This is a genomic window from Patescibacteria group bacterium (genome assembly GCA_041675205.1).
In the GTDB taxonomy this organism is placed as follows: Bacteria; Patescibacteriota; Patescibacteriia; order GWA2-46-9; family GWA2-46-9; genus JBAYUF01.
This window is the reverse complement of record JBAYUF010000024.1, coordinates 1-3337: the sequence shown is the minus strand read 5'-3', so window position 1 is coordinate 3337 and position 3337 is coordinate 1. Positions and strand designations below refer to the sequence as shown.

Here is a 3337-nt window from a genome sequence, read left to right as displayed (position 1 = left end):
ATGGGCTGATACTGCTTGGACTACAAACCACGTTTCAGGTCAAGATATTGCGCCTACTGCTATTTGTTGCCGTTTTCATACTGGTGACGGTTCTATCGTAGTCGCTTTCGATGCAACTAACGGTGCTGGTACCGCAGTAGACGGTATCAGTATTATTTCATTGGCTGCTGGTGGTGGCAGCCTTGGTGAAAATATTATTTCTGATACGCCCGGGTACTCGGCGCGTTGGGTTAATATGGGATTGGTGCGCACTGCCGAGGATACTTACGTTATTGTTGCTGAAATGGCTGAAGTAACCTTAGGGGACCTTGGGGCACCGTGGGCGTATTTTCATGCCGTGTTTGCTTGTGAGTACCGTATCGATTCGATGGAGCAGTCTTCGCAACCGCAAGTTACACGGCATGCAAACATGCTTTCACAACCGTGGGCGTACGTTGGCGGTAGGTCACTCACTAACGCGCGTACCGAAGTATATTGCGCGTTGGGTTTTAAATCTACGTCTGAACCACAAAACTGGCAACAAGCTTATGGCTTCATTGTAAATCTCGATTACGATATTTGGGATACTTTTGACACTAGTTACCCTGAATTGCCAGTGCGCGCGCGACCTATTTGTAATCTAACGACGCCAGGCATTATCAATTCCGCCCCTTCTGGTTATTCACCTGCGCCTGGTGCTGCGCTTATTGGTCAAGCGCCTTGCAGACGAATGTGTCACCTTCCCGCTATTTGCGAAGGGCCACCGTTCGGACCGGAAGTGAAAACACGTTCGTTTGCTGGCAACGTATATCAACGTAGTTCGGCGCAATCTGTTACTGGTTACGGTTCTGTTGTTTCAGAACTTTTGCCAACTAACGCTGCGGTGGTTGAATTTGTCGCGCATATGGAAGACCCATGGGTCATGTTCCGCGACAATTCCGACCCGTTACAGCCAGATAGAAATTTCCGACATCCGTACTCGCGTTCGATGCACCAAACTGCGAAAGCCGGAGCAGGGCTTTTTGTTTCTGGTGGTACTCCGCAAATGTACGATGGCCGTCAAATGGTCGAATGTGGATTCCCTTGGAATCCCGAAGTTATTGGCACTGTCGAAGATACGTCGCAAGGCGACCTAACCCCAGGCACACGTTTTCTATACGTGGTTGCACGTTGGCGTGACGGTGCTGTTGTGCATCGTTCTGCACCATCGAATATTATTGCGTTTACGACCGAAGGTGAAACAAATAGCTCTTTCAACTTCTTGATTCGTACGCAAACAATGTCGTTGAAAGACTCGCTTGGGCATTTCGTTAACGTGCAAGCAATCGAATTCGAGGTATTCGCTACTGTATCTGGCGGTGGGCAACTTTTCTATCGTGTCTTTGGTTCTGGTGATTGGGCATCTAATTATAAACAAGAAGATGTACCTGTTAATTATCCCACGGATTACTTGGTTGCGTTTAAGCACGGTGTATCCGACACTAACCTTGTCGCGCAAGGTTTGGGGCCGTATCAGTTTCAAGACGATGCCAACGGTGGAGCGGCGGCTGGATTTTCGACACTGACTCCCGTTGTTGTTCCTGCGCTAACGTGCGTGACGGAATGGCAAAATCGCGTCGTTGGTGTTTCAGCGCAAGACGGGTTGATTTGGTATTCGTCAGAAATGGCCCCGGAAGCTGGTGGCGAACTTCTGATGGCTCCCGAATTCAACCCCGCACGTACGTACCGCGCCAATATTGGAGAAATCACTGCTATTAAGGCGATGGCGGAAACCCTGTACGTCTGGACGCGCGACACGATTTACGCACTTACTGGTGCGCCACAAAGCGATTCGACGATTGCTGATGCTACTTTGCAACTAATCGTTATCCAAGAAGGTATCGGCTGTGTTGACCCACTTTCGTTGGTTCTGGCGCCGGATGGTATCTTTTTTCGTTCGCAAAAAGGTTACTACCTTCTTGGTCGCGGGCGCAACGTCGCACCGGCGGGACTTGACGCCGCTCGATATATGGCTCGTGCTGGCAATATTCGAAATGCAACGGATTTCGAAAACCGACACCAAATCCGATTGACGTGTGACGACGCCCCGATTCGTACGTACACGACGGTGCTCACGCCAACTATTGTTGGTACACCAGAAGGTACGTGGTCGTTTACACCAACTGGCCTACAATCAGCGTCGACTTTAGCGTCCGCTGGTTGGAATTTAGCTTTTTTGCTAACTGCCATGGCTGGAACGATTAATGCGCGCGTTACTGACGGTACGTACGCAGATATCATTAGTGCGGCAGTAGTTGTTGGTTCAACTGTTGTTGTGCAATGGCTTCCTGATGTTTTCCCCGATTTCGCATTAGCGTTCCCGGTTGGTGATAACCTTACCGGCGCAACAGATAGCGAAGTAGAAATCCGCCCGTTGGTGTTGATTTACGACTATCTGCGTCAAGTCTGGACCACGCGTCCGCTTTTGCCGTTGCAATCTGGCGACTTCGTTCGCGCGGCTTCGGTGGCATCCGCCTGCGCATGGGAAGGTTCGGATGGCGAACTATTGCACGTCGTGTTGCAACAATGTGGCCTTTTGATTGAAAGGGAGACAACCGATGACGACGCTTTTATGGATAGTCATCCGTCCGGTTTTCCATTCGGTGTGCCTATTCGGCTGCGTACTTCTTGGATTCACGTTGCTGGTTATGCTGGCGCTATGCGTATTCGTAGCGGAGCGATTCAAGCAGCTAAGCCGAATGTTTCGCAGTACCACGTAGATATGGGTTTCACCTTCGATGGTGACTACGATAATCCGACTGTCGAAGAAGATTTGACCATTACGGTTTCGCCGCCGCATATGCGTGTGCGCCCGAGATACCAGAAGTGTGTCGCCTTCTATATCGAAGTTTACGAAGATTCGCCCGGTGCCACCGAGAATGTTCGAATCTTGGGTTTGGCCGCGGAGCTTGGTATTGAAGGTGGAGCGTTCCGCCCACCGGCCGCGCAGGTTGCCACGTAAGGAGTTTTTATGGCATTCAGCGATTTACTCAAAGATGGCGGATATAAGAGCCCTGCTGGCTTTGATGGGAAAAACTTTGGTGGTCAGCGCTACGATAGCGCTCAGGATTTGGCATATGGCTCCGAAGTTGGCGACCCGGGGCGCGCTGGTATGGTGTCGTCACTCGCTGACGCACAAAAACGTGCGCAGGGGCAAACGCCGTCGCTAGCTGAAAATCAGCTAATGCAGGGCCAAGAATCTGCAATGCGCGGCGCCGTTGCTTTGGCTGGTAACAGCCGTGGCGGTAACATCGGTGGTCAGCAAATGCAAGCTGCAAATGCCGGTGCTGGCGGGCTTGCTGCCGCTAATGCACAAGCT

The 3337-nt window shown here is 51.2% G+C and carries 2 protein-coding genes; both read left to right on the top strand.

The window, feature by feature from the left end; all coding sequences use genetic code 11:
- Positions 1 to 2980, top strand: a 2980-nt coding sequence (locus WC052_05940; protein ID MFA7287176.1) for a hypothetical protein, incomplete at its 5' end; no start/stop codon positions are given.
- Between the two features lie 9 nt (positions 2981 to 2989).
- On the top strand, positions 2990 to 3337 hold a 348-nt coding region (locus WC052_05935), incomplete at its 3' end, for a hypothetical protein (protein MFA7287175.1).